Annotated in this window: 2 protein-coding genes; both read right to left on the bottom strand. The window is 46.3% G+C overall.

What is annotated here, in order from left to right:
* Positions 1 to 934: HlyD family secretion protein (locus R8N28_RS23715; protein WP_318183488.1), on the bottom strand; the 934-nt coding region annotated here is incomplete at its 3' end.
* Positions 935 to 937: 3 nt separating this feature from the next.
* A complete protein-coding gene (locus R8N28_RS23710; protein WP_005500452.1) occupies positions 938 to 2,353 on the bottom strand; it encodes a TolC family protein in 1,416 nt (471 codons plus the stop codon).
* Positions 2,354 to 2,428: the final 75 nt, after the last annotated feature.

Below are 2,428 nucleotides of genomic sequence, written 5' to 3'. Positions count from 1 at the left end.
GTTGAGTAGGGCGAGCTTCTACTTCAAAGGTACGCAAATCGAAACCTTGTGCTGCATCGGTCGCTCGCCAAGTTGCGAAATCGCCCATTACTGCAACGTGCGTGACTTTAAACTCGACACTTTTATCCAACGCTGGCAGGTATGCGTTAAATGTGGTGTCTTTAGTGAAGTGTTTAAGCAGATCCTCGCGCACGTTCAGTGTTGCCCACGCATCTTCAGTGTCGATGACGGTGACGACTGGGAAGCCCTGCGGTGCAAGCTCGCCGCTTTGTAAAAGTACTTGAGATACTTCACCGTCAAACCAACTGTAGATTTGAGTATCTTTCGCATAAGCTTCCACTTCAGCAACTGCGCCAGACGCCATACGAGCTTTCTCAGCCGCGGCCACTTTGGTTTCGCTACGAGCCCCTTCTTTTGCCATCTCATACATCTGGAAAGCGGCACTTTCGGTGTATTTAGAAGCCTGCCATTGGGTTAGCGCTTCATCACGTTTTTGCTCGGCAACCACGCCATCTTTATACAGGTTGTTCACGCGGTTATAGGTTTTTTCCATCAAATCCGCTGCGGCTTTCGCTTTTAGCCATTGGTCTTTCGCGGCTTGAATTTGTTGCTCACGTGCACCTTTCTCTGCTTCTTGCGCTAGTGCATCTGCCGCTTTTTCACCAGCTTTTGCTTGTTCCAGTTTCGCTTCGATTTCTGGGCTGTGAAGCGTAAAAATTAACTGGCCTTTTTCTACATCATCGCCTTTGCGAACCATCACTTCGTCGATGCGACCTGGGACTTTCGATGAAATGCTGTATTGCTGAGCTTCAATCAAACCTTGCAAACGAACTGGTTCTGGCTGATAAGCTTGGTAAAACTGATAGCCAACCCAAGAAGCCACACCCAAGGCGCAAAGTGAAAGTAGAACGGGTTTTAAAGATTTTGCTGCCATGACTTATTTAACCTCTTTGGATATTTTCGCTGGGGCGTAAGCGGTATTTTGATATTGTTCGAAGCTGTTCATTTCACTGCTTAATGCTAATAGTTTGGTTAGTGAAATCAGATAGCGGAAGCGCGCCGCCGAACGTTGAGTTTCGATACTGGCGACATAAAGCTGAGCGTCAACCACATCGAGAGAAGAAGAAAGACCTTGAGTGAATGCCTTTTCTCGCAGAAGCAGGTTTTCATTGGCTAGTGCGATGCTGGATTCTAAGCCTTGCACTTCATCAATCGCTTGCTGCGCTTCTAGATACGTTTTCTGCACAAGTAAAGACAAGTCTTGTTTGGCTTGAGATTTAAGAGCATCAACTTGAGATACAACGCTTTGTGCTGCTTTAACTTTTTCGCTTCGACCTGTGGATTCAATCAATGGAATGTTAACGCCAACCCCTACGAGCCAATCCGGTTTCATTTGGCTGGCCAACGAATCGTCTTCATACAGGCTGTAATCGCCATATAAGTAAACTTCTGGGTAGTATTTGCCTTTCTCTGCCTTAATTAAGCTCGATGCCTGTTTGTGCTTGGCATCCAAAATGTCGAGCCCAGGGTAGGTGAGCAAGGTCTGATCGATAAATGCACTCAGTGGTGGCAGGTTATCGTTAATGAACAAGGTTTCTGCTGGTTCAACAGAATCCTCTTGCGCGAGAAGTTTTCCAAGAGCAGCTTGTGCAATACTCAAGTCACTGGCTGCTTTGCGTGTTTCGACTTTGGCTTTGTCTAATGAGGCTTCAGCTTGTAGGCGTTCAACGCGAGCGATCTGTCCTTGCTCTTCCAGCTTGATGGCAAAATCTCGGTGCTTTTTCAAACCTTGTTCTACGGCTTGGCGCGTAGCGAGCACTTCTTTGGCAAGTACAACTGAGAAGTAGTATTTAGAAAGGTCTTCAAAGCGAGCCTGTTGCTCCATGGCTAACTGACTTTTCGCTTCATCGGTTTTACCCGCCGCGGCTGATTGCGCAGCTGAGATTCGGCCACCAGTAAAGATAGGCCAAATCGCACGGATAGAAGAAGAGAAAATATCGCGCTCAGTAATGGTTGAGGTGGTGTTCGCTAAGGCACCAAAAATGGGTTGAAAAGCAGGTGGCACATTAATGTGTGTTCCAGTGCTATCTAGGATCTGCTTTCCTGAAAGAGTAACGTCGGTGTCCAAGCGTGTGTAGTTAGCACCAATGCTTACTTGAGGCAGATTAAGGTTGCTGGTTGCGCTTTCTTGATATTGATAGTTCTCAACATTTGCACGTTGAGCTTTAAGAGAATAGTTGTTTTCTAGTAACAACTGCCACGCAGTGTCAAACGTGATCGGTGCTGAATGGCAGGCAAGAGAAATGGAGCTACTAATAAGGCCCAATACCCAAAACTTTCCAGTTTGTTTCATAATGGCTACTTTGTTGTAGAGTATTGGCTCTAATATAAAGTAATCAACTCACGCTGTTAAGTGGTTGAAAGGAAG

This window comes from Vibrio sp. Vb1554 (assembly GCF_033344235.1).
Note: the sequence above shows the minus strand (reverse complement) of the source record. Positions and strands in the feature narration are given on the sequence as shown.

What these genes read in the sequence shown, in the direction of transcription:
- R8N28_RS23710 (WP_005500452.1), bottom strand. Translation starts at nt 2,353, where the DNA reads ATGAAACAAACTGGAAAGTTTTGGGTATTGGGCCTTATTAGTAGCTCC.